The sequence below is a fragment of the Chryseobacterium carnipullorum genome (assembly GCF_900142785.1).
In the GTDB taxonomy this organism is placed as follows: Bacteria; Bacteroidota; Bacteroidia; order Flavobacteriales; family Weeksellaceae; genus Chryseobacterium; species Chryseobacterium carnipullorum.
In genome coordinates, this window is sequence record NZ_FRCD01000007.1 from 52345 (window position 1) to 75720 (window position 23376).

Annotated in this window: 16 protein-coding genes and 1 pseudogene; 7 read left to right on the plus strand and 10 right to left on the minus strand. The window is 37.4% G+C overall.

Annotated features, from left to right (window positions below):
• Positions 1-214: 214 nt before the first annotated feature.
• The 5 genes from BUC06_RS09270 to BUC06_RS09290 form a co-directional block, all read right to left on the minus strand.
• On the minus strand, positions 215-1789 hold the full coding sequence (locus tag BUC06_RS09270) for a DHA2 family efflux MFS transporter permease subunit (RefSeq protein ID WP_073332876.1): 1575 nt from the start codon (positions 1787-1789) through the stop codon (positions 215-217).
• A gap of 148 nt (positions 1790-1937) precedes the next feature.
• Positions 1938-3041 carry an HlyD family secretion protein gene (locus tag BUC06_RS09275; RefSeq protein ID WP_073332879.1) on the minus strand — a complete coding sequence of 368 codons (1104 nt, stop codon included), beginning with the start codon at positions 3039-3041 and terminating at the stop codon, positions 1938-1940.
• A 14-nt stretch (positions 3042-3055) separates the two neighbouring features.
• The gene (locus tag BUC06_RS09280; RefSeq protein WP_073332882.1) at positions 3056-4375 is read right to left on the minus strand and encodes a TolC family protein; all 1320 of its coding nucleotides are present in this window, start codon (positions 4373-4375) and stop codon (positions 3056-3058) included.
• Positions 4359-4985, minus strand: coding sequence for a TetR/AcrR family transcriptional regulator (locus BUC06_RS09285; RefSeq protein ID WP_073332884.1), 627 nt, complete (start codon positions 4983-4985; stop codon positions 4359-4361). The genes BUC06_RS09280 and BUC06_RS09285 overlap by 17 nt, the downstream gene beginning before the upstream one ends.
• Positions 4986-5431: 446 nt before the next feature.
• Positions 5432-6550, minus strand: a complete 1119-nt coding sequence (locus BUC06_RS09290; protein ID WP_073332887.1) for a DNA polymerase III subunit — start codon at positions 6548-6550, stop codon at positions 5432-5434.
• A gap of 416 nt (positions 6551-6966) precedes the next feature.
• On the opposite strand from BUC06_RS09290, the gene BUC06_RS09295 reads away from it, so the two are divergent.
• The 3 genes and pseudogenes from BUC06_RS09295 to BUC06_RS09305 all read left to right on the plus strand — a co-directional run bounded on the left by BUC06_RS09295 (position 6967) and on the right by BUC06_RS09305 (position 9932).
• Entirely contained in the window at positions 6967-8289 is a 1323-nt protein-coding gene (locus BUC06_RS09295; protein WP_073332890.1) for a hypothetical protein, read from the plus strand.
• A gap of 1 nt (position 8290) precedes the next feature.
• Positions 8291-8887, plus strand: coding sequence for an LPS export ABC transporter periplasmic protein LptC (lptC, locus tag BUC06_RS09300; protein ID WP_073332892.1), 597 nt, complete (start codon positions 8291-8293; stop codon positions 8885-8887).
• 1 nt (position 8888) lies between these two features.
• Positions 8889-9932 (plus strand): annotated as a pseudogene (locus BUC06_RS09305) (anhydro-N-acetylmuramic acid kinase).
• A gap of 29 nt (positions 9933-9961) precedes the next feature.
• Here the strand turns inward: BUC06_RS09305 and BUC06_RS09310 are convergent.
• Complete coding sequence (locus tag BUC06_RS09310) at positions 9962-10351, minus strand: orotate phosphoribosyltransferase (RefSeq protein ID WP_073332895.1); 390 nt, start codon at positions 10349-10351, stop codon at positions 9962-9964.
• A gap of 36 nt (positions 10352-10387) precedes the next feature.
• Between BUC06_RS09310 and BUC06_RS09315 the strand changes: the two genes are divergently transcribed.
• Positions 10388-10999 carry an NUDIX hydrolase gene (locus tag BUC06_RS09315; protein ID WP_073332899.1) on the plus strand — a complete coding sequence of 204 codons (612 nt, stop codon included), beginning with the start codon at positions 10388-10390 and terminating at the stop codon, positions 10997-10999.
• Here BUC06_RS09315 and BUC06_RS09320 read toward each other — a convergent pair.
• Positions 10992-12263, minus strand: coding sequence for a UDP-N-acetylmuramoyl-tripeptide--D-alanyl-D-alanine ligase (locus tag BUC06_RS09320; protein WP_073332902.1), 1272 nt, complete (start codon positions 12261-12263; stop codon positions 10992-10994). The genes BUC06_RS09315 and BUC06_RS09320 overlap by 8 nt on opposite strands.
• A 62-nt stretch (positions 12264-12325) precedes the next feature.
• Positions 12326-13927: a gliding motility lipoprotein GldJ gene (gene gldJ, locus BUC06_RS09325; RefSeq protein WP_073332904.1), complete on the minus strand. Its 1602-nt coding sequence runs from the start codon at positions 13925-13927 to the stop codon at positions 12326-12328.
• A 164-nt stretch (positions 13928-14091) separates the two neighbouring features.
• Here gldJ and porU point away from each other — a divergent pair, with 164 nt between their 5' ends.
• The 3 genes from porU (at position 14092) to BUC06_RS09340 (ending at position 22022) form a co-directional block, all read left to right on the plus strand.
• Entirely contained in the window at positions 14092-17991 is a 3900-nt protein-coding gene (gene porU / locus BUC06_RS09330) for a type IX secretion system sortase PorU (protein ID WP_073332907.1), read from the plus strand.
• Between the two features lie 60 nt (positions 17992-18051).
• A complete protein-coding gene (porV, locus tag BUC06_RS09335) occupies positions 18052-19215 on the plus strand; it encodes a type IX secretion system outer membrane channel protein PorV (RefSeq protein ID WP_073332910.1) in 1164 nt (387 codons plus the stop codon).
• Positions 19216-19757: 542 nt separating this feature from the next.
• Positions 19758-22022, plus strand: a complete 2265-nt coding sequence (locus tag BUC06_RS09340) for an FUSC family protein (RefSeq protein ID WP_073332914.1) — start codon at positions 19758-19760, stop codon at positions 22020-22022.
• Here BUC06_RS09340 and BUC06_RS09345 read toward each other — a convergent pair.
• A complete protein-coding gene (locus BUC06_RS09345) occupies positions 22003-22617 on the minus strand; it encodes a 4'-phosphopantetheinyl transferase family protein (RefSeq protein WP_073332916.1) in 615 nt (204 codons plus the stop codon). The genes BUC06_RS09340 and BUC06_RS09345 overlap by 20 nt on opposite strands.
• A 187-nt stretch (positions 22618-22804) precedes the next feature.
• Positions 22805-23335: a HugZ family pyridoxamine 5'-phosphate oxidase gene (locus tag BUC06_RS09350; protein WP_073332919.1), complete on the minus strand. Its 531-nt coding sequence runs from the start codon at positions 23333-23335 to the stop codon at positions 22805-22807.
• Between the last annotated feature and the right edge of the window lie 41 nt (positions 23336-23376).

A 23376-nucleotide genomic window follows, 5' to 3' on the forward strand; every position in this document is an offset into this window, starting at 1 on the left:
AATCTTTAAGTGATTAAGAATATTAAGTTGCAGATGCTTTGACTTCGCTCATTATAACATTGCTGATTCTAATATTAAATTTTTACAATTGTAAAGGTCACACTTAAAGCTTAAAAATATCATAGCTTAATGAAAAGATCTGGCTTTATATACAAGTATTGATCATAAAAAAACCTCCGGAATTTTCGGAGGTTTTGTATTCATTTAAAAAAATTTAGTGTACACCACTTAAATCTATTTTTTCTTTGCTTTTTCGTTCTTTTACCAATAAGATAAACGGAATACAAATTAAGAAGGCAATTCCCAAGTACAGGAAAACATCCATATAAGATAATACTGTTGCCTGTTTGGTAACGGTAAGATCCATCATTTTATAAGCTGCATTCATTGCTGCATCGGGAGTCATCCCTTTCGCCATAAAGCTTGCTTTTAATCCATTCAATCTTTGCTGGACATCAAAATCATTGGAATCCAAATGAGAAATCAAATTGACCCGGTATTTCTGGCTTGCATTGGCTATAAATGTGGTGATGGCTGCAATCCCGAAAGATCCTCCCAACTGTCTCATCATTCCTGTAAATGCTGCGCCCTGGCCAATTTCCTGACCTTTCAATGTGCTTAATGACAATGAGGTGATAGGAATAAATAACAATCCTAATCCGGCTCCTCTTACCATCAACATCCAGAAGAATGCATCTTTACCGGTGTCCGGAGTTAGAATTTTATATCCCCAGAAACTATAAACGAAGAAGGTAAATAATCCTAAAGATACCAGGATCTGCTGTTTTACTCCTTTTGAAAGCAACTTCCCAATAATAGGCATCATGAAAGCAGTTGTTAATGCCGCAGGAATCATTAATGCTCCGGATTCTAAGGCCGTCCACCCTAAAATACTCTGGGTATACAACGGAACGATAAACGTAGAACCATATAAACCAAATCCTAATACAAAGGACATGACCGTTCCAATCCTTAAATTACTGTTTTTCAAAACCCTTAGCTCCACAATCGGATACTTGAAAGTAAGTTCTCTCCAGAGGAATAATATAAATCCTAAAACTGCAGTTACTGTAAACAGTACAATCCATTCACTGGCAAACCAGTCTTCTTCATGTCCTCTTTCTAAGATATACTGTAACGAACCTACGGTAACTGCCAGCAGAGCGATTCCTAACCAGTCTACATCTGAAGCTTTTCGTTTCTCAGCATATTTCGGACTCTTGATGAATTGTAATGTCATTAAAGTGGCCGCAATACCGATAGGAATATTAATATAGAAAATATAAGGCCAGCTAAAATTATCTACGATATACCCTCCTAATGGCGGACCTAATGTAGGACCAATAATTACTCCCAAACCATAAATGGCCTGAGCCATACTTCTTTTTTCAACAGGATATGATTCCGTGATGATGGTTTGCGATGTTACCAGTAAGGCTCCACCTCCAATTCCCTGACACAGTCTGAAAAATACCAGCTCCCAGATATTATCTGCATTACCGCATAAAAAAGAAAATACAGTAAAAATGATAATAGACGCTGCAAAGTAATTTCTTCGTCCGAACTGTTGGGAAAGCCAGCTTGTCATTGGTACAATAATGACGTTACCAATGGCATATGCGGTAATCACCCATCCTACTTCAGAAAGTGTGGAACCCAGGTTACCTTTCATCTCGTTCAGGGCAACGTTCACAATCGTGGAATCCACAATTTCCAGCAAAGCACAAAGAATAGCTGTGATCGTAATGATCACTCTTCGGGCTCCATATTCTACTAATGAATCTTGCATAGTTTTTTATAGTACAATGTATTTTGTAAAATGTACAAGGTAATCTACCTTAATAATTTATATCAGAGATTCTTCTTTAGTTATGCAGATTAAAATCAGATCAATCGCAATACATTTTACATTATACTCTGTACATTTTACATTTGAATTATTTAAGCGAAACTTCAGCTTTCACATTCATTCCTGTTCTCAGTTTTTTAGCAACGTTCGGATCCAGTTTTACAAAGTCTATTTTAACAGGAAGCCTTTGTACTACTTTTACGAAGTTACCACTTGCATTGTCCGGAGGAAGAATAGAGAATGTAGACCCTGTAGCCGGAGAGAATGAACTTACCACTCCGTCAAATTCTCTGTCAGGGAAAGCATCAATCTCGATTTTCACTTTCTGACCTTCCACCATTTTATCAACCTGAGTTTCTTTAAAGTTGGCGATCACCCATTTCTGGTCGTTCTTCACCAAACTGAACAGCTGAGATCCAGCCTGTAAGTATTGTCCTGCCTGGATAGGAACTTTTCCAACAAATCCGTCTTCAGGAGCAAGGATAATGGTATAAGAAAGATTAAGTCTTGCATTTTCCACATCTACTTCTCTCTGTTTAGCAACTGAACCTGCAACGCTGATCTGCTGAGAGCTTGCAGCAGTCTGGGAAGAAGCTACCTTCGTTTGCTGAGCAATCTGATTTCTCTGATCTACTAAAACCTGTAACTGTCTGTCCGCAGATTGTTTTGCAGCCAAAGCCTGCTCATATTGTTGTTCTGTAATAGAATGATCTTTTACCAGAATAGAATATCTTTTCAGATCCTGATTGGTCTTCCAAACATTTACTTTTGCGGCTTCTATCTGAGCATTAGCCGTTGTTACCGCTGCTTCTGAAGTATTGATACTCTTAGAGGTTGCTGTTGTACTTGCCTGCGCATTTGAAATATTGCTTTTTGCTGTCGTTAAAGCCGCTTCTGCCTGTACCAAAGCCATTTTTTGATCTCTGTTATCCAGGATAACCAGAGTATCCCCTTTTTTTACAAACTGATTATCTTTTACTTTGATCTGCGTTACATACCCTGAAACTCGTGAGATGACAGGACTCATGTTGGAAGCAATCTGAGCATCATCAGTTTCTTCGTGAACCTGTCCGTAAGAATATGTTCTGTAACCGTAAATTCCTCCCACCACAACGACAACCGCTAAAATGATTGGGAAAACTAAACTTTTTTTCTTTTTAGGTTCAATTTCTGGTGTATTATTATTTTCCATTTTGGGTCTTAATCTTATTTAATTGTTAAAGTTCCTGTAGTTTGTAATAGTTTTCTGTAAGCCAATGCTGCATCTGCTTTTGCATTGATGACTCCCACATTGGAAGAAATCTGAGCGGCATCTGCATCTAAAAGTTCGGTCATGGTAGCCAAACCGTTATCATATTTATTTTTTGTAATTCTGTAGTTTTCATTAGCCTGTTCAGCCGCTTTTTCGTACACTGCGATTCTCTTTTTTGAGTAATCTGTGTTCTGATATTCTCTGTTGACGTCTAGCTTAATGTTGTCATTCAGTAATTCATCCGTTGCTGCCAATTGCCTTTCTCTGGCCTGAGACTGCTTCAATGAAGAGTTTTCTTTCCAGATATTGGATAAATTATAAGAAATTCCAACTCCAACATTTACCGCATTGTAAATGGTAAGAAATTTAGGAATATCTGCCGCTACATAACCTCCAGTGAATGCAATGGAAGGAAGATTTTCGGCTTTTGCCGATTTTGATCCCAACTCAGCTGCTTTTCTTTGCTGTGCCAAAGCCTGTAAGTCTTTACGGTTTTCTCTGGCTTCATTTACATAGAAGTCAACTGCTTTTACATCAGAACCTTCGTCAATATAATTTTGATCCACTTCAATTTCGGTGTTATCAGGTAATCCTAATAAAAGATCCATATTGATGTTGGCAATATTGTAGTTGTTTTTGGCTTCCAACAATTGCAATTCTATATTTGATGTCTGAAGATTGGCCTTTAAACGATCATTTCTTGCGATAACTCCGTTGTTTTCCAGTTTAAGAAAAGTCTCGTCCCTTTTTTGGGAAGCAGTAAGATTTTCTTCCAATACTTTGATGGATTGGTTCGCCTTAAATAAATTATTATAAGCCTGAGCAACATTGTAAGCAATTGCTATTTTATCATTTTCCGTGCTTAATTTTGATGCTTCCACCAAATATTTGGCGGACTGAATACCATATTTGATTCTTCCGCCGCTGTAAATCGGAACACTTAAATTAACTGACCCGTAAGCCACCTGATGTATTGCAGGACTCCCCGCTCCTGCTCCAGAAACACCGGAAAGTTTCAGATCAATCGTAGGTTTAATAGGCAAGTACATATAACTTCCTGAAACTTTCAATTCCGGAAGTTGTCTGTTTTTGGCTTCCAAAAGATCTGCCGTAGCTTCTTCGATCTTAGCGGCATCGATCCTAAGGCTTTTACTGTTCTGGATTCCCAGCTGCACGGCTTCGTCGAGAGTGAGCTGTTTTTTCTCCTGAGCATTTATGGCTGCAATTCCCATAAAAAGGGATAATGCCAACACCGAGTTATTTATTCTCTTCATAACCTAAAAGGTCTTTTAGTAAGTATTTTATATGTTTATTAAGTTCTGTGTAATATTTTTCTTCAAAAACTTCATCGTCTTCCGTATCATTTAGAAACTCTTTGTACATCTCTTTGGCATTGGAGGCGTAAAATAAAGTTCCGCTTACCGTAGCATGAAGTAAATAGATAGGAGGATTTTTAGTGAAAATTCCTTTTTTTAAACCGCTTTCAAGAACCTGAGAGTACATCGAAATAAAACCCATCTTAGTTTGCTTAAGAAATTCCACGATCTGCGTATTTTCCGTGTAAAGCTGTTCCCGCTGCATGATCCTGTAAAAACATTTGTGATGCCTTACTCTTCCCGAAAACTGATCAACTATCTTTTCAATCTTCTGCCATTCATTAATATCCGTTCTTTCAAGAATATCTTTGGCAAAGAACTGACCTTCACTCATTCTGTATTCTACCAATTTTTCGTACAGCTTCTCTTTAGATCCGAAGTAATACGAGATCATAGAGATATTTACATTGGCAGCCTTTGAAATCTCCCGGGTGGAAGTTCCCTCAAAACCTTTTTCAGCAAAAAGCTTCTCGGCGGCAAATAATATATTTTCTTCTTTTGAAACCATAGTATTCTATTTTTCAGAGCGCAAATGTACATAAGATTTTTAAAAAATCAAACGATTGATTGATTTTTTAATACGTATTTAATATTCGCCAATATAAATAGCTGAAATTTAATAAATTGGAAATAAAATTTAATTTGATTTTTATTTAAAAAATACCCTAATTTGTATGAATAGTCGCTCCATTTACACTCTTCTTGCTTGAAATTTTTACCCTAAATCCTCTTTTCAAGGTAAAAAATCGATCATTCTGCGTGGATTTTTGCTTAGTGACAAAACAGAATTCTTGATAATATTCCTTTAATTAATAAAAGTAACACTGCGCAAATAAGCTTTGAAATAAAGAGAGAGGTACCGCTTCTATCTATAAAAATTAAAGTCCGGAATATCTCCAGACTTTTCATTGAATACGATCATTAAAAACTCATCAGCTTTATGGTCTGATTGAGTTACGAATTTTTGTGAATATATCGTGATAATTTTATACCCAGATCTGTCCAGACAATTTTAGGATTTCCGTTTCGCGTCAAATGAAGATCTGCTGTATTAATTTCTTCCAGAATACTTTCAATATTGGCACCACTTATAAATTTTGAAAATCCAGCCCAGTTGAATCCATCTGCATTAATTTTTTTATATACTAAATTTTCAGACTGATAGTTCTGCAGCAGAGCAAGCCTAAAGATCTCAGAGCAGTAGTTAAGGAAGTTCTTTTGCTTTTCCCGGTTCCATCCAGCAATTTCTCTGGCCCAGAATATGATACTTTTAAGGAACTGAGGCTTCTTTTTAACCATAAATGCATCACGCACCCATTGTACAAAAAGCCTTTCAAACTCGTCACTTTTGTGTCCGGAATTTAAAATCTTCAGGGCATCATTAAGGTCTCCCTGTGCTTCATGCACAATTTCCCTAATCTTTTCATCAGCCATTGAAAAGTTCTTTTTAAGATGATTTTCAAGATCCTCATCATGGATCCTTGGAATTTCTACAATCTGAGTTCTGGAAAGAATGGTAGGAAGAATATCATCAGCCGTTTCAGCCGTAAGCAGAATAAGTGTCTTTGCGGGAGGTTCTTCCAAAAATTTTAAAAATTTATTCGCCGCTGCAACATTCATTTTATCCGCTCTCCAGACGATCAGGATTTTGGTGCCGCCTTCAAAACTTTTCAGGGCAAACTTCTGATTCTGATCATCAATTTCATCAGCAGAAATAAAAAGCTGCTTGTTTTCAGATTCCAGAAAAGCGGTCCAGTCGTCATAGCTCGAATAGGGAGACGCCATGATCATTTCCCTGAATTCTTCAAATTTATTTTTGCTTAAAGAATTTTTATTATCAGTAAAAACCGGAAAACTGAAATGCAGATCTAAATGGTTCAGATGCTCTACTTTCGAAGCAGCGTGTTCATTTTCCAGGCGAAATACCTCTTTGGCATAAGCCAGTACCATAGGAAATGTCCCATAGCCCTCTTTCCCTAAAAAAAGCTGGGCATGGCTGACTCTGTTTTCAGCAATGCTTTCCCGAAGAAGTTTTTTCAGATTTTCATGTCCGGCAATGTTCTCCCAATTCATGTTCCAAAGATAAAAAAACTGGACAAGAATCTGAAGTTAAATTTTGGGAATAAATATGAATGATTGATTTTGGGGTGAGGTAAGAGTTTCGCGGAATGGGATACACAATTCGGGATATGGATTACGGATTGATTAATTAAAATTACAAAATACAGGTATTGGTTTATATGTTTAATATTAGCTTTGATCTATTTTGAAAAGTTTAAATTTTTCATATCACTTATCCGGTTATTTATACTTCATAGGTCACAACCCGAACCCTGTAACCAAATCAATATTCATTATTCACTTCTGATGTTTCATTAATAAATCCTCAAAAAACCCCATCATTTCACGCCTTAACAAACTTTAACCACATATAATTTTTACAATTCATTAATATTTAAGATATTTGCGCATTGTTTTAAAAATAAAGAATGAAAAAAATCTTTGCCGTATCATTCATATCAGTTGGATACTTCCTAAATGCACAGAGTATAAGCAACTCTCCGTATGCAACTTATGGAATTGGAGATGTAAAATATGATAATACGATTGAAACTGCCTCTATGGGTGGTATATCTACTGCTTATATCAGTGATTTCACGAGCAGCTTCAATTTCGCAAACCCTGCGAATAACTCTAATTTCGAACTGACAAGCATCAGGCTGGAGGCTACCAACGAAAACAATTACTTCAAAACTAATTACAACGATACAAAGTCTACCAAGCACTCTACGTATCTTTCTAATATTTCACTAGCCTTTCCTCTGTCTCCAAAAGTGAAGATGGGACTTTCCTATCAGCCATACAGCTCAAAAAGCTACGACATTGTAAATACTGTTGACAGATACGAAATCGTAGATAATATCCCAACGTTAAACGGATATTATACGAACCGTTTTAAGGGAAGTGGAACTTTAAATACTGCTCAGGCAGCTGTTTCTTATAAAATCGATCAGAATTTTGCGGTAGGTTTGAGAGCGAATCTTTATTTTGGAAATCTTTACGACCTGAATGAACTCAAATCTTTTGATAAAGATGGTATTGGTGCTGAATACATCAACGGTTACGAAACGAAGAACAGTATTAAGAACTTTAACTTCACTCTAGGTGGAAGCTATCAGAGTTTAAATAGCCGTACAGATAAAAAATTAACGATTGGTGCTACTGCTACCTTCGGGAATACCAGTAATATGACTACTGACTATATCAACAGTACCTATATATATTCTGATGCAGCCAACACAGTAAAAGCTTTGGAAACTATCATAGACCAGAAAAGCACAAACTCTAAAAATCTCCTTCCATTACAGGCATCTTTAGGGGTTGGTTACGGAAGTGAAAACCACTGGTTCGTATCCGGACAGCTTGATTATAAAAAAGGGGAAGACATTTCCTATTTCGGGAAAACTTTTGATTTCCAGGATACGTACAGAATATCTGCCGGAGGATGGTATCTACCTAATTACAATAACTTCAGAAACTACTTCTCAAGGGTAGTCTACAGATATGGAGCTTTCTATGAAAGAGGAAATCTTAAAATAGACGGTAACAGCATCAATAAGTTTGGAATTTCAGGAGGCGTATTGCTTCCATTCAAAACAAGCAGCATCACAAGAATGAGTGGTCTTGAATTAGGAATAGAAGTAGGAAAAAGAGGAACTCTTAAGAATAACCTGATCAATCAGAATTTCATCAACCTGAAAGTCGGATTCAACTTTGCTGACCGATGGTTCAGAAAGAATCTGTACAACTAACATGAATTTTAAAAAAAAAATATCATATAAAAATATAGCATACCTTTTTAGTTGTGCTATATTTTTTGTATTGACATCCTGTGAAGAAGACCTTACCAAGGCCAACGGTAGTAAAAGCAAAAACTCCCCGTCGCAGATCATTAATAATGCCAATATCATCCAGCGAGATTCAGGTTTTATTTCCTTAAAAGCTAAGGCTCCTATTATTGAAAAATATGAATTGATCGATAGTCCGTATGTCGTAGCAAGAAAAGGAATTAATATCGAATTTTTTGACAAAAAGAAACCTAAAATTCCAGGAAAGATCACGGCTAAATATGCCCGTATTTTTGAATATAAAAAATTCTACGAGGCCAAAGGTGATGTGAGAATTACGACTAATGAAGGACAGCGGTTTGCGATGCAGAGCGTATATTGGGATCAGAAAAAAAACAGAATTTACACTAAAGATACGGTATATGTTACCATGGAAGATGGTTCTACTCTGGTGGGTGCCAATGGGATGACGGCTAAAGATGATTTCTCTGAATATACTTTCTTCAATAATTCGGGAGACTTCAGTACAAAAAGACTCGAAGAAAAAAAAACACCACAGTAACATGAAATTTCAGGCTATTGGACTCATGTCCGGAACCAGTCTGGATGGTCTGGATATTTGCTTTGCCGCTTTTGAAAAACAAAATGGCTGGACTTTTCAGATCTTAAAGGCAGAAACTCTACCCTATCCTAAAAACTGGGAAGACAAGCTCAGACACTCTATCGGTTTATCTTCAGAAGAATTATTGGAACTTCATTCAGAATATGGTTTTTATCTCGCTGAGAAGGTTAAAGAGTTTATTCAAAATAATCATCTTGAAAACATTGACCTGATCTCATCTCACGGTCATACCGTGTTTCATCAGCCTCAAAAGAAATTTACCTTGCAAATCGGTGACGGCAGAGCCATCAAAATAAAAACGGAGCTTCCGGTTATCTATGATTTCAGGAGCCAGGATGTGCTGATGGGATGAAACGGTGCTCCATTAGTGCCTATCGGTGATGAGTTACTCTTTTCAGAATATGATGCATGCCTGAATCTTGGAGGATTCTCCAATATCTCTTTAAAACAGGAGGGTAAAAGAATAGCATTTGATATTGCCCCTGTTAATATTGTTTTGAACACGCTTGCGCAGAAATTCAATAAAAACTTTGATGAAAATGGTGATCTGGCAAGAAAAGGTCAGATCAATGAGCATCTTTTAGCCAAGCTTAACTCCTTAGATTTTTATAGCCGCCCCCACCCTAAATCTTTAGGCGTTGAATGGTGTAACGAACATATTTTTTCACTTTTTGAAAATATTGAAACAATAGATGCCATGGCTACTTTTACTGAACATGCGGCTCAGCAAATCTCTAACATCATTAATAAAAACAGTCTACAAAAGGTCCTTTGTACAGGTGGAGGCACCTATAATACCTTCTTAATTGAAAAGATCAGGGAAAAAGCTGGATTGGGCATCATTATTCCCAAAAACGAAATTATTGATTACAAAGAAGCATTAATCTTTGCTTTCATGGGCGTTTTAAAGATGAATAATGAGATCAATGTCCTTTCTTCTGCCACAGGTAGTATTGCAGATCACAGCTCAGGAGTTATGGCATAAAAAAACCTCCATTGCTGAAGGTTTAGATATTATTTGTAAGCTTCAATCTTATCCGTCAATGTATTGATAAAGTTCTGAAGCGGCTTTTCAACCATCATTTTGATAAAAGGATTGAATTTTCCTTCAAAAAGCATCTGAACTTCAGTCTGAGTTTCGCTGATAGGATTTAAAGTGGCTGTTAATGTAAAGTCAAGACTTGAGCTTGCTGACTTCAAAACAGCTTTCTGCTCATCTACTTCATCTATTTTCAGAGCAATTTCCGGCATTCCCTGAAGACCGAATTTGAACCCGTTATCTTTTGTTTCAAACTTCTGAAGACCGTCCGGCATAAAATCTTTATAGTTTTCAGGTGATTTCAACAATTCAGACAAATCTTTAGATGATTTATTGACAATAATTTTTCGTCCTTCTAAATTCATTTTTTATTTTTGTATTTAAATTCTTAATTCTTACAAATGTATAAAGTTTTTGTGAACGAAAAAAAATTATTAGTATCTAAGCATCCTGAGAATCTTGAAAAAGATCTTAGGTTCGAAAGTTTCACAACTTTAGAGATTGCCTTAGATCTTTTGGAAAACACTTCAGTGAAAGAGCTGAATGTTTTCGGTGAGAATATTGAAGAGATCTGGAAAGAGTTCCAAAAGCTTTTCAGAATTATAGAAGCAGCGGGAGGACTGGTTACCAATCCTCAGGGAGAGCTTCTTTTCATTAAAAGATTAGGCAAATGGGATCTTCCGAAAGGCAAGATGGAAAAAGGTGAATCCAGAGAAGAATCTGCCATAAGAGAAATTGAAGAAGAAACCGGCCTGAAAGATGTCGAGCTGGGAAAGTTCATCAACACGACTTACCACATCTATATTGAAAGAAATGGCGAAAAGATTCTTAAATGTACCCATTGGTTTGAAATGAGCTTCGATGGTGAAGATACTTCAACGCCACAAATCGAAGAAGGAATTACGGAAGTAGCCTGGAAAAGCACCCCCCAGATCAAGGAGGAAGTTTTCCCAAGTACTTTCCAAAATATTAAGCTTATCGTTAATGATTTCTGGAATTTAAAACTTAAATAAATTCTATTGATTTTTCAAGGGCAATTCCTCTTGAACCTTTTAACAGGATATTTTCAGAATGAATTGTGTTATGCTTAAGATATTCTATCAGTTCTGCAGTATTGTCAAAAGACAATGCTGAAGGATTGACTGATTTAAAATACTTTCCTACGGTAATGATTTGGTCAAAAGCCAATTCAATAGCAAGTTGTAATACATTCTGATGCTCTTTCTCACTTTCCTCTCCCAATTCAAGCATATCTCCGATAATGATGGTTTTATTACCTTCAAACGTAGCAAAGTTATGTAAAGAAGCCGTCATAGAGCTTGGATTGGCATTATAGGTATCTAAGACTAATGTTCTCCCCTCCTTTTTCACCACTTGTGAACGCATATTGGTGGGAGTATAGCTTTCAACAGCCTGCTTTATTTTCTCAAAGCTTATTCCGAAATGCAATCCCAGACTGGCGGCTGCACACAGATTGGTAAAATTATATTCCCCTGTTAGTTTTGAAACGGCTTTAATTCCCTGATATTCCAATCCTACAAAATGGTTTTCCGAAAACAAACCAAACTGATAATCTGAATTCTCTTTTCCAAAGGTAATTTTTGGGGTATAGTTTTCAGCTTTTTCTACCTGAATAGGATCATTTTCATTGACTATAATCGTGTTGTGATGATTTTTCAAATAATCATAAAGCTCAGACTTTCCTTTAATTACACCTTCAAATCCGCCAAAGCCTTCCAGGTGAGCTTTACCAAAATTGGTAATATATCCAAAATCAGGCTGTGAAATGGTACATAAAAGTTCTATTTCTTTCTGATGATTCGCTCCCATCTCTATCACCGCCATCTCATGCTCTGCCCTGACAGAAAGGATGGTTAGCGGAACACCGATATGGTTATTTAAGTTTCCACAGGTATACTGCACATTGAATTTCTCTGAAAGAACGGCATGGATGATCTCCTTGGTGGTTGTTTTTCCATTACTTCCCGTAAGTCCGATCACAGGAATCTTAAGCTGATTTCGGTGGTGAATGGCAAGTTGTTGAAGAAAGTTCAGCGTAGACGGAACATAGAAAATATTCTTGTCCTTATTTTCAAATTCCTGCTGCTCCACAATCACAGCCAAAGCTCCGTCATCTGCAGCTTTTTCTGCAAAGATTGCGGCATTGAAGTTATCACCTGAAAAGGCAAAGAAAACATCATTCTTCCCGACTTTTCTGCTATCGATCGTTACTTTATCTGACTTTAAAAATAAAGGATAAAACTGTTCTGTATTCATAGGTCAAAAATAAAAAAACCTTCCGGAAATCCGGAAGGTTTTTTATAAGTATTTTGATAATATTATCTTCTAGTTCTGCTCTTATCATTAGCTCTAGCATCCTGTGCAACACGGAAGCCAATCCATCCGTAAGCTTTGCCTTGGTTTTTGTATCTTCTTTGTCCCGGATCCAACCAATAAGCTGTATCCTGCCAAGAACCACCTTTTACCACTCTTACGTCATTAGACATGGCTGATGTTCTGTCTTTAGTATCTTTCTGAAGCTTTACTCTTCCTCCTGCATCCACTATAAATCTCTTTTGAGGAGAATTATACATATCGTATGCAGCCGCTGAGTCTGAAGTTCTGTAGTATTCTAAAGAAGACTGTCTATCCCCATCTCTGTAATTTCTGTAGTCTGCGATAGTTTCTCTTTCAAACTGTCCAGGAAGTCCTCTGTACACTAATCTTCCGTCGGCTAACGTATCATATTTGATTGTTCCTTCGTCGATCATTTTGTAAGTTCCGTCACCGTTTCTTACAACAGCCTGAGGCATATTTCCTCTATAATAGTTGAAGTCGCTGAAATCTTCATCAATGATAGGTCTGTATACGTCAGCCGTCCATTCTGAAACGTTTCCGTACATACCGTAGATTCCAAGATCATTAGATGGATATTGTCTTACGTCTGCAGTTTGTGCAGCGCCGTCATTTTTCCATCCTGCGATACCTGAATAGTCACCGGTACCCATTTTGAAGTTTTCAAGGAACATTCCTTTATCTTTTCCTTTAGTTCCTCTCAATCTTTCGATTTCAGGTTTTTTACCAAGGTATTGATTGTATTCTCTGTTTTTAGCCATACCAAGAGCTGCATATTCCCATTCCACTTCGGTAGGAAGTCTGAACTTCTGAACCATTGAAGAGTTTGGTGCTCTGTTTGCAGACAGTAATCTCTGGTTGGTTGTTTTCATCCCAGATTTTTGCTGCATCCTTTTCTCGTTGATATATCCCTGCATTTCCGGATCATTCGATTTGAATTTATCCATGTTAAATGCTGTTCCTCCCTGGTTATTGGATTCGTTGATGTACAAATCTTTAGCAATAACTCCGGCCTGCATCAAAGCTTTTTCATTGGCTCTGTCGGTAAGCCATTCACAATATCTGTTGGCCTGAGTCCAGGAAACTCCTACTACCGGGTAGTAATCGAATTCTGGCGAACGCAGATACGTTTCATTATAATCGTTTCTAGCAAGTTTATTGTCCCAAAGCAGAGTATCTGGCAAGGCGCCGTTATAGATCTCTTTAAAGCTAGGGTCACTTGGAGGGAATACATACTTCAACCATGTCAGGTATTCGCGGTATTCGTAGTTAGTAATTTCTGTTTCTCCGATAAAGAATGAACTTACCTGCATTCTGCGAGGTGTGTTATTCCAATCATGCATAACATCATCTTTCACTAATCCCATTGTAAAAGTTCCACCTTCTACATATACCATTCCTGGCCACCCCTTCTGCTTTTGTTGCTTTCCTGCAAAAAACCAACCTTGTTTTTCGTTTGGTTTCCAACCCGTCTTGCTGACAAACTTTTTAGTACCGCCTCCTTTGCTGGTACCTGATCCGCCGCAGCTGGTTAATGCAAGTGTAGAACTTAATGCTATTAATGAAAACAACTTTAGTTTTTTCATAGTCGATATAAATATTTTCAAAGTACAAAGAAAAAATAAATTATTCAATAAATCAAGTAAACATTTGATTTTTTTGAAAAACGTTAACAAATTAATTTTATTGTATCACAATTTAATTCTAAAATTTTCATTTTATTTGTAATTCAGAAATTTTAATAATAAACATGAAACAAAAAATCACCTTTTTATTACTATTCTCTTTTGTATCAACACTTTGGGCCCAGAGAAAAGCCATAGAATGGGAAGGCTCTAAAATTCAGGATTTCGGTGACACAAAATTAAATCTTCCAAATTTCAAAAATGAAGGTTTTTCGTTCAGCCAAAATAATGTTTTTATCATCACCAAACAAAAAATAGGAGAAAAGCAACTGAAAGTTTCGGACCTTTCCTGGGAAAGTGTTTCCAATAGAGATCTCTATGATCTGGACAAGGGAAGACTGCCCGATTATGACGTTGCAGATATAGCCTATTATACTATAGAAGGAGAAAGATATGCAAGCATCAGTGTCTCTTTATTTAAAAATGTAAAGGGACGTGTGCAAAGACTTTCTTCCTTTACTATTTCTGAAACCTCAGCACCCAACAATTTCAGATCCGGAAATGCGAATAAAGTGGGAAGTACAGCAAACCCTCTTTCTGCCGGTGGTTTTTATAAAATTAAAGTAGACCGATCCGGAGTATTTAAAATTACAACACAGTTTTTAAAAGATAACGGGATTAATCCGGCTTCTGTAAATCCTAAAAATTTCAGAATTTATGGAAACGGAGGCGTCATGCTTCCTGAGCACAATCAGGATACCAGGTACAGTGCTCTTCAGGAAAATGCCATCCAGGTGGTAGGTGAAGAAGATGGGGTATGGAACGACGGAGACTACGCCCTATTCTATGCTCAGGGACCTAACGGCTATAATCTTTATGATAAATCTAACGGAGGCGGTTTTAAAAGAATAGATACGAGAACTGACCAAAGTAATAATCTCAAAAATATTTACGAAGATTTTTCATACTATTTTATCAATTTTGACAAAGGAGCCGGTAAAAGAGTGCAGCCTGTGGATGCCAATCTTCCGGCAGGCAATTTAATTACAAGGTATGATAATTACCAGGTGATCAACAACGACCAGAAGAATCTTTTAAAAGTAGGAAGAATCTGGGTAGAAGATGCACCATTTACTACAGACAAGGTAGTTACTTTTACGACAAACTCACCTATACAGGCAGGAGATGTTGTAAAATATAAAACTCAGGTAATTGGCTACCGGTCTCAGAAAAATACAGTAGAATTTAAGATTAATAATCTAAATCCGATCGTACGGGATGTTCCGGCCAATACTTCAACGTATGCCTATGATTTTTACCAGCTGAAATATGATGGTACCATATCCAATCTGACTGGAAATCAGATCACCTTTAATTATGCTCCGAATATTTCTTTAAATCCAAACGGAGTTTTCCATATGGATTATGTGGAAGTACAGTATAAAGAAAATCTTACTTTCAATGGCTCACAGATGAGTTTCAGAGATTTTTCCCTTACCAGCGGCTCCAATACCAATTACGGTTTCGGAATTTCCAATGCAACAAATCTTGAACAGGTATGGGATGTAACGGATATTACGAATGCCAACAGAAGGGTGAATAAAGCAGGGGCAGGCAGTTTTAATTTCGGATACATTACTTCTGATCCTAATTTCAATAATGAATTTGTTGCTTTCCGTGCTGATGCCGCCTACAATCCACAGTTTGTAGAAAGAATTGCCAACCAGAATCTTTCTGCATTGCAGAATGTAGATTATCTGATCATCACTGTTCCTGAAATGATGGGACAAGCGCAAAGACTGGCCAGTTATCACCAGACAAAAAATAATTATACGGTAGAAATCGTAGATGCCACCAAAATTTATAACGAATTTGGAAGCGGAAGCAGAGATCTTACTGCCATCAGAGATTTTGTAACAAAACTGAACAACAGTTCGAGGCTTAAATATGTATTTATTTTGGGAGATGCCTCCTATGATTATAAAAACAGAATCTCCGGTAATTCCAATATTGTGTCCAGTTATCAGGGAGAGAACTCTGCAGATTTTGTAGGATCTTTTGTAACGGATGACTATATCGTAATGACTCAGCCACAAACAACAGAGTTCATTGAAAACAACCTGCCGGACGTTCCTGTAGGAAGAATTCCTGCAGCCAATGTAACGGAAGCTGGAAATATGATGAACAAGACACTTGCTTATTATAATGCTTTACCAGGACAGTCTACACCATTTGGAGAATGGCGTATGAAGGTTGACTTTGTAGTAGATGATGATAAGGATGGCGGAAGTCCTTTCCATGAAGTAATGAATAATACCCTGTCAAGTATTTTTGAACAACCTGGACAGGTGGACCTGAAAGAATATAATGTAAGAAAATTATACCTGGATGCTTTCCCTGCACAAAGTACGGCAGCGGGACAAAGATTCCCTCAGGTCACTCAGGCTATCTCCAATGATATCGGAAACAGTCTTTATTTATTCTATTTCGGACATGGAGGTATTAACGGATGGGCTCAGGAAAGAGTATTGACAAGTACGGAGATCCAGAATTCCAATAATTTCTCGAATGTCTACAGCAGATTTCCGTTTGTATCTACGATTACTTGTGAATTTACATTATGGGATGAACCGGGAACTTCTTCTGCAGGAGAGCAGTTCATTAAACTTAAACAGGGAGGTGCTGCTGCGATGATTACTTCAAGCCGTGCCATCGGTGTAGATTACGGTCGTCTTTTTACCGATACTTATACCAAGAATATTTTTAAGCTTGTCAACGACGATTTTGAAACCTTAGGCTACGCACATTTAAATGCTAAAAAACAAAAAGGCGCCAACATTGACCACCTGAAAGTTAATTTCCTTGGAGACCCTGCTATGAAAATAAGCAGACCTCAGAGACAACTTGTCATTGATGGGATTGAATCACCGGTTCCGGGATTGATCAGAGGTTTGGATTTCATTAAAGTAAAAGGACACATTAACAATCCTAACGGAACACTTAACACCACTTTCAACGGAAGGGTTTCTATTAACATTTTTGATAAGAGATTAAACAAAAAGACCCTGAATAATGACGGAGTATTATCTCCTGTTATGGATTACACGGAAGAAGGAAGTGCCATCGTTAAAGCTTCAGGAACTGCTGTCAACGGAGTATTCAATGTAGAATTCTATGTTCCGAAGGATATTAACTATGCCGTAGGACAGGGAAGAATATTAGGATATGCTGATAATAAAGGAGCCGATGTATTTAACAATCAGGCTGTACAGGTGGGAGATATTAATCCTAATGGAATCAATGATAATGAACCTCCAAAAGTAAGACTGTATATGAATAATACGAACTTTGCTGACGGGGGAATTACGAATCAGAACCCAATGCTTTTAGCGTGTGTCACTGATGATACAGGAATCAACTCTACAGGATCAGGTATTGGTCACGACATTACCGTTTATCTTGATGGCCAGATCATCAATACGGTAGTACTGAATGATTTCTTTGCTTCCGGTGAAGGAAATGGATGTCTAAACCCTAGTCTTGCCGACTACCAGAAGGGGAATGTAACCTATCCTTTCAGAAACCTTGCAATAGGACAACACCAGTTAACATTTAAAGTTTGGGATATAAACAATAATTCGACAACTGCTACGTTAAACTTTGAAGTTAAGGATGAAGCTGATCAGCATCTGATCATCAACAGACCACTGAACTGGCCGAATCCATTTACCAATAAAACATACGTCCAGTTTGAGCATAACTGCGATGATATTCTGGATGTGAATGTTCAAATTTATACCATAACAGGAAAATTAGTAAGAACATTGTCTCAGCCGGTAGTCGCAGAACCCTTCCTACAGGGCTTTAGAACGCCGCGCCAGGCAATAGAATGGGACGGAAGAGACGATTTTGGGGCAACTGTTGCAAAAGGTACGTATATTTTTAAGATATTTGCAAAAAGTCAAAACCAAGAAAAATGCAAAGGAAGTGCCACAGCTGTAGAAAAAATGGTACTTTTGAAATAAATTAAATAATACATAGATAACAATATTTATAAAAAACTGATAATATATAAAAGACAACATATGAATTTAACTACTAAACTGCTTTTGGGATTTGGTTTAAGTGCTGGTTTTTTAGGCTATTCGCAAGATTTAAGTAAAATAAATCCAGTATTGACCGGAGCTCCGTTTTTAAGAATTGCACCCGATGCAAGAGCTGGAGGTATGGGAGACCAGGGGGTAGTAACTTCTCCGGATGCATTTTCACAATTCTGGAATGCGGCTAAATATCCTTTTAGCAGAACAAGTTCTTCCATAGGTCTTAACTATACGCCTTATATGGGAAAACTGACCAATGATGTATTTTTACTATACGGTGCGTTCCATAAATTCTTAGGACAGGAAGAAAGATCTACCATCTCTGCGAGTATCTATTATTTCAACATGGGTGAAGTAGACCTTACTCAGTTAGTAGGTTCAGAGGTAACATCCATGGGTACATCGAAACCTAATGAATTCTCCATCGACGTTGCGTACGGTCTGAAACTTTCTGATTCTTACTCAATGGCCGTTACCGGTAGATTCATCCGTTCTGATTTAGCCGGAGGTTTCAACACAGATACCACACTTAAAGCTGCAAACTCTTTTGCAGTAGATGTTTCAGGATACTATACTTCTCCCAGATTCTCAAGTTTCGGAGGTTATGATGGAAAAGTGAACGCCGGTTTCGCTGTTCAGAACCTGGGTCCGAAATTAGACTATACAGGAAATGAAGAATCCAGATCTTATCTGCCTACGATGGCAAGATTAGGACTTGGATATGATATGTATCTGGATGATATGAACAAGATCGGACTAAGTGTAGAAGGTTCAAAAATCTTGGTTCCGGGATCAGAGTACGTAGGAATAGATCCTAATACAAGACAGCCTAGATACGAGATTCCTAATGTGGGACCTATCGCTGGTATTGGAAAATCTTTCAAAAACAAAAACAGTATCATGTACAGTGGTGCTTTAGAATATTCTTATGACAATGCATTTGCAGTAAGAACAGGTTACTTCCACGAAAGCGAAGAGCAGGGAGCAAGACAGTTTGCTACAGCAGGTATCGGATTGAAATACCGTTCTTTCGGACTTGATATTTCTTATCTGATCAATATGTCAAAAATCAATACTGCTTTGGATAACACCCTTCGTTTCGGCCTTACCTGGAACATTGGTGAAGAAACATCTAATGTAGATTATTAAGATATTTATACTCTGAATCAAAAGCCTCATTTTTATGGGGCTTTTTTTTGTGAATGATAAGGAGTGAATGATGAATAAGCTTTGCTGTCAATTTGCTTCGCGGTGAATTCTCTTTTACTCCTCTGCGAATTGAACATTCACTTGCGAAGCAAAATTAACAAATTAACAAAGAATGAACAGTGAATAACCTTCGCTGTCAATGTGCTTCGCAGTGAATTCTCTTTTACTCCTCTGCGAATTGACCATTCACTTGCAAAGCAAAATTCACAAATTAACAAGAATGAACGGTGAATAACTTTCGCTGTCAATGTGCTTAGCCGTGAATTTTATTTTATTCCTCTGCAAATTGACCATTCACTTGCAAAGCAAAATTCACCACTAACTCCTGCACTGAAAATAATACATTCATTCCTACTCAATTCGTCACAACACAACTCTCCAAATTGACAATTGGCAAATTATTAAGGAAATATAATATTTAAGTTTGCAAAAGTCTTGTTTTTATAAGGCTTTTCTTGTTTTCAATAATTAATTTTGTAGTTATGAACTATTCAGCAGAACTCAAAAAATTTGTGACCAGTCAGTATGTATATTCTGCCATCAGAATTACGCTGGCCACTGTCCTGCCCTGTTTAGTTCTGGCTCACTTCGGAATTCTGAAAGAATACTTTCTCTTTCCGCTCGGAACCAGCTTTGTAGCCCTTTGCGACCAGCCCGGACCCTTTATCAGAAGAAGAAATGCACTTACCTTTGCTATTTTCTGCTTTGTCTTTGTAGCGCTTATAGCCAGTCTGGTGATGAATTTTAAAGTTCTGGTCCTTCTCGAAATCATTGCTTTCGGAATGTTCTTCTCCCTGATCGGAGTGTATGGACAGAGGCTCGCTGCAGTGGGATCATTATCTCTTGTTGTACTGGCGATCTTTATCGACGGGCACCTTACCGGGGGAAATATTCTTAAAAGTCTGATGATCTTTGCATCCGGATGTATCTGGTTTCTGCTCATATTTCTTGTGGTCACTACCATTCAGCCTTATAAACTGGCGGGACAGATGATTGGCGAAAATTATCTCCAGCTCGCAGAATTCTTAAAAATAAAAGCGAATTATTACCAGAAAAACCCTGACTTCGACAGGTTGACGACCCAGGTGATAGCCAAGCAGGTCGGAATAAAAAATCTTCAGGAAGAAACCCGCGAAACCGTTTTCAAAACGAGAACTATCGTTAATGAATCAACGACAACCAGCCGGCTACTGATGTTGATGTTCCTGAATTCGATGGACCTTCATGAAAAATTGATGACCTCTGAAAGCGACTATCAGAAACTGCAGCAGAGTTTTGAAGACAGCATGATTCTGGTTAATATCCATGACTACCTCAACCTGCTTGCAGACGAAATTACCAATATCGGAATCTCGCTCCAGATCGGAACGAGAGCAAAACCTATATTTGATCTGGAGCTTGAACTGAAAAACCTTAATGCACATTATTTCGAACTTCGCAATAAGCAGATGAGTCCGGATAATTTTGAAAATTTCATGGTCCTCCGTCAGATTTTAATGCGCATCAATGAGATCACAAAAGAGATCAATGAGATCTATAAAGTGTTTTCCCAGGATGTAAAACTGGCGAAAAGTCTTTCCACAGGTCTGGATTTAAAAAAATTCATGCCTAATGAAGAGAAGCTTAACATCAAAGTTTTAAAGAATAATATTTCGCTTTCATCGTCTCAATTCAGACATGCGATTAGAATCACCACGGCCTTACTGGTGGGATATATCTTTTCCATGTTCGATCTTCTGGGTCTCGGGCATACGTACTGGATCCTCATTACGATTACAGCAATACTGAAACCCGCCTACTCTATTACCAAAAAGAGAAATCTTCTCCGTTTATATGGAACCATTGCAGGAGCGGTCATTGCCTATACCATTCTGCATTTTATTCATATCAATGCCATCCTGTTTACGATTCTTCTGTTGAGCATGATCATGTGCTTCAGTTTTTTGAAGGGCCGTTATTTTTGGGCAGTCCTGTTTATGACAATTTATGTATTTCTGAGTTTTAATTTCTTAAATCCAGGAAATGTAGATGTGATTTTCAAAGACAGAATCCTCGATACATTGATTGCCGGAGTCATTGCCTCTGCTGTATCTTATGTCGTTCTCCCGGTATGGGAACATACGCAAAATCTGGATCTGATGAAGAAATCTGCAGCGGACAATCTTATTTACTTCGAAAGCGTTATTTCAAAATTTCTGGAAGGCGACTTTGATATTGAGGATTATAAAATGAAACGGAAAAACGCAATTATTTCATTGGCTAATCTTTCTGACAATTTCCAAAGAATGATCTCTGAACCCAAAAATCAGCAGAAAAAACTGGAGGTCGTTCATCAGTTTGTGGCAACTTCACACCTGATTACCGCATATACAGCTTCTCTTTCCCAATATTCCAAAAATGATGAAAAGTACCCTGAAATAGATGCTGAAAGCTGGAGCAGAAAGATCGGAGCAGAAATGCAGCAGACCTCTGTTTTGCTCAACGGAAATGAGATTGATGAAGTATTAAAAATGGAAAGCCGTCTGGAGCCTGAAGACTCTTCCATCGAGGATATGCTTTCAAAAAGAAAGACCGAGATCGGAGAAAGTGATCTTGTCGACCGGAGAGATCCTGATAAAATTTCACATTTAACAGAGCTTAAAAATATCCATGATATTCTTGAACTGATCTATGATGTTGCCAAAGAGCAGAAAAAAGTGATAGAAAAATACAGAAGTGAAGAGAATCCTATTCCTCCACAATCGTAAAGCAATACTCATCGAAAAATTCCACCCTCGCCTTGAACTCGTCTGAAAACTGTTCATCATAGACTCTGCAGCTTATCTTGTGAAGGTGTTTAAGCTCAAAAGGCTTTACTTCATAATTCTTTTTCAGAGACCAGTATTTGGAATGATGAATCTTATACATACTTTCCTTTACACTCCATATTATAGTATAGAAGGCAGGTGCATGATCTTCAGGAATGAATCCTCTTTCATTTTCATAGGTGAATTTATCAATCACCCTTAAAATTTTGGGATTGAATTTCTCAATATCGATTCCTATTTTATTTTTAGAAACGGCTATGGCAGCAAAAGGAAATGAATGGGTAATGGAAATTTCTGCATCTTTAGGCGAAAGAAATGGTTCTCTTTCTTTATATAGAATTTTAGAATGAGGTTTCAAACCTTTGAGAAGCTTACGCACCATCAACACTTCCTGAAGTTTTTTGGGGTGATAGTCTTTTACTTTCTCTGCATTTTCAGGTTCCAGAAGTTCGTTGATATCCAGTTCTTCGCTTTCATCATATTTCCATACAAGAATGGTGGCATTGTCATCTGAAAAATCTCGGTAAAGGGGCATCGTTTTTTTATTCGATAAAAGTAGTAAAAAGATGTGGAAGTTGGAAGCGAGAAGATGGAAGTTACTGGCCGTTCATAAAAAAGCTTTTAATTTATAATTAAAAGAAGCTTAGGTGAAAAAATACTATTTTCTTTACCTCAACCCTGTCAAAATTTATCTCCCGCTCCACTTTTCTGTCCAACGTGATCTATTTCGGCTGATGATTCACATCATTTCTATGCTCAAGAATATCAAGATTTTGATCAACAAAATAAGCACTTCCAAATCCGTTCACATAAGAACCTTTTACAGGTTGCAAAGCAATAAGGATGAAATCCTGCATTTCAGCGATGACATCCACTACTTTTCCATGGTTTTCTTTTAGCTTGGTAACGACGGTATTCCAGATTTCGGAATCTCTTTCAACCTGGGAAGCTGCTGCCTCAAGCGTTAATCGTTCACGGGCGTAGATCTGTTTTGTGGCAGATTCATCCTCAATGAACATCACAGATGTTTTTCTTCCTTCGGCAAGATTTTTTGTATGTTTTGCCATAAAAGAAACCAATATATATAAGGTATTACCGACCTGTACAAAAGGAGCATAACTTGAGTTGGGAATTCCCTCTGCATCTACAGTAGCCAAAATCACACTTTTGGTACGATCCATCAGTTCTTTTACTTTAGGTGCAACAGGTTTTGCTTTTTTGCCGGCCTCATCCTGGGTATTGGTATGATTCATGGTATAAAAATTTTATCTTAACAAAAGTAGTTATTTAGATT